Here is a 2,387-nt window from a genome sequence, read left to right as displayed (position 1 = left end):
CGACCGGGGTGTGGGCGAGAGATCGGATCTCTCGCCCACACCCCGTTCGACAGGTCGGGACTACTTCACCTCGTAGGTGCCGGTGAGCAATGCGCGCGCCGTGGCCTGACCGAACAGGTTGAAGCCGAGCACCGCCGGCGGTGTGTCGGAGCCGATGCCCTCGATCACCGCGACGGGTAACGCGTGTACCGCGACGATGTAGCGGTGGTAGCCGTGCCCCGCGGGCGGCGCGGCACCGAGGAAGCCGACCCCGCCACCGTCGTTGCGCAACTGGACGGCGCCGGCCGGCAGTCCGGTGCCGTCGGGGGTGCCGGCGCCGGTCGCGAGTTCGGTGACGGCGGCCGGAATGTTCGCAACGGACCAGTGCCAGAACCCGGATGCGGTCGGCGCGTCGGGATCGAAGATCGTCACGGCGAAGCTCTTCGTGTCGGCGGGGAAACCGGACCACGACAACTGCGGTGAGACGTCGCCGCCGCCGGGAATGCCGAACGCGGCGCTGGCCTGCGGGAGCTTCCACTCCTCACCTTCGGCGAAGTCGGTGCTGGTCACCTCGAAGGTGGGCAGCTCGGGCAGAAACGAGTACGGGTCGTAGTCGAAGGCCATACCGATCCTTTCCTTTCCTTTCGTTCGAGTCGGGGGACACGTCCGGACACATCGGTGATCATGCAACCCGGATCGCGGGAACACGAATCACGAATGCATCAGGAAGTGTTCCATGACGCGGGTACCGAAGTGCAGGGCATCCACCGGGACGCGCTCGTCGACACCGTGGAACAGTGCCGGAAAGTCCAGTTCGGGTGGCAGTTTGAGCGGGGCGAACCCGAAGCACCGGATTCCGAGTTTGGCGAAGGCTTTCGCGTCGGTTCCGGCGGACAGCATGTAGGGGACGGTGCGGCCGAGCGGGTCGTGCGCTTCGATCGCGGCGTTCATCGCGTCGACGAGGTCCCCGTCGAACGTCGTCTCGTACGAGTCGAGGCTGGTGATCCACTCGCGGGTCACGTCGGGGCCGATGAGTTCGTCGACGGTGCGTTCGAACTCGGCGCGCCGGCCCGGCAGGATGCGGCAGTCGACGACGGCCTCGGCGGTCTGCGGGATGACGTTGGCCTTGTACCCGGCGCGCAGCATCGTCGGATTGGCGGTGTCGCGGAGGGTCGCGCCGATGATCCGAGCGATCGAGCCGAGCTTGGCGAGGGTGCCCTCGATGTCGGGCGATGCCGGATCGAAGTCGATGCCGGTCTCGTCGGAGACCGCGGCCAGGAACTCGGCGACCGAATCGTTGATCACGAGGGGGAACGTGTGGGAGCCGAGCCGCGCGACCGCCTGCGACAACAACGTCACCGCGTTGTCGTCGTGCAGGAACGAGCCGTGACCGGCGCGCCCCTTGGCGGTCAGCCGCATCCAGCCGAGGCCCTTCTCCGCGGTTTCCACGAGGTAGAAGCGACGTTCGCCGCCGTCGCGTCGGGGCACGGTCAGCGAATATCCGCCGACCTCGCCGACGGCCTCGGTGACACCGTCGAACAGATCCGGACGGTGCTGCACCAACCACTGGCATCCGTAGGTGCCCCCGGCTTCCTCGTCTGCCACGAACGCGAACACCAGGTCGCGGGGTGGCACGATGTTCTCGGCCTTGAAGCGCCGGGCGACGGCGAGCATCATGCCGACCATGTCCTTCATGTCGACTGCGCCGCGCCCCCACACGTAACCGTCCTCGACGGCACCGGAGAACGGGTGCACGCTCCAGTCGGACGGTTCGGCGGGGACGACGTCGAGGTGTCCGTGCAGCATCAGCGCACCGCGGCCGGGGTCGGCGCCGGGCAGTCGCGCGAAGACGTTGCCGCGGCCGGACGCACCGGATTCGACGTAGGTCGTCTCGTAACCCACTTCCTGGAGTCGGTCGGCGACCCATTCGGCGCATTCGCGTTCTCCGGCTGTAGTGGCGAGGTCGCCGGTGTTGGACGTGTCGAAGCGGATGAGGCGGGAGACGAGGTCGACGACCTCCCTCTCGGCCCGGGACGGCTGGTGCTCGCTCGGTGTTGTGCCCATGCCTGCATGTCTACCATCGCCGCCTGTCACGATCACCGCAGGTAGACCCCGCGATTTTGGGTGCGTCCGGGCGGTGCGCTAGTCTTTCACGGCACCCGGCGGAGGGGATCGGAGACGACTTCCCCATCTTCAGGGTGCAGACGAACGAGTCCGAGTGGCGGAATGGCAGACGCGCTAGCTTGAGGTGCTAGTGTCCTATTAACGGACGTGGGGGTTCAAGTCCCCCCTCGGACACTCTGAGTCGAGACAGACGACGAAGGCCCCGAACCGATACAGGTTCGGGGCCTTCGTCGTCATCGCCCTCCCCTCCCCTCCGCTCGCCCTCCCCTTCATTCGCCCTCCCC

2 protein-coding genes and 1 tRNA gene are annotated in these 2,387 nt (G+C 67.4%); 1 reads left to right on the top strand and 2 read right to left on the bottom strand.

What is annotated here, in order from left to right; all coding sequences use genetic code 11:
* Positions 1–60: 60 nt before the first annotated feature.
* Together LDQ05_RS19480 and LDQ05_RS19475 are read right to left on the bottom strand one after the other, a co-directional pair.
* Entirely contained in the window at positions 61–603 is a 543-nt protein-coding gene (locus LDQ05_RS19480; RefSeq protein WP_226438597.1) for a YbhB/YbcL family Raf kinase inhibitor-like protein, read from the bottom strand.
* 87 nt (positions 604–690) lie between these two features.
* Positions 691–2,043, bottom strand: coding sequence for a M20/M25/M40 family metallo-hydrolase (locus LDQ05_RS19475; RefSeq protein WP_226438596.1), 1,353 nt, complete (start codon positions 2,041–2,043; stop codon positions 691–693).
* 148 nt (positions 2,044–2,191) lie between these two features.
* Here LDQ05_RS19475 and LDQ05_RS19470 point away from each other — a divergent pair.
* Positions 2,192–2,277, top strand: a tRNA-Leu gene (locus tag LDQ05_RS19470).
* The last annotated feature ends 110 nt before the right edge of the window (positions 2,278–2,387 follow it).

The organism is Rhodococcus yananensis (genome assembly GCF_020515525.1).
GTDB classification, from domain to species: Bacteria; Actinomycetota; Actinomycetes; order Mycobacteriales; family Mycobacteriaceae; genus Rhodococcus; species Rhodococcus yananensis.
This window is presented reverse-complemented; position numbering and strand designations above follow the sequence as displayed.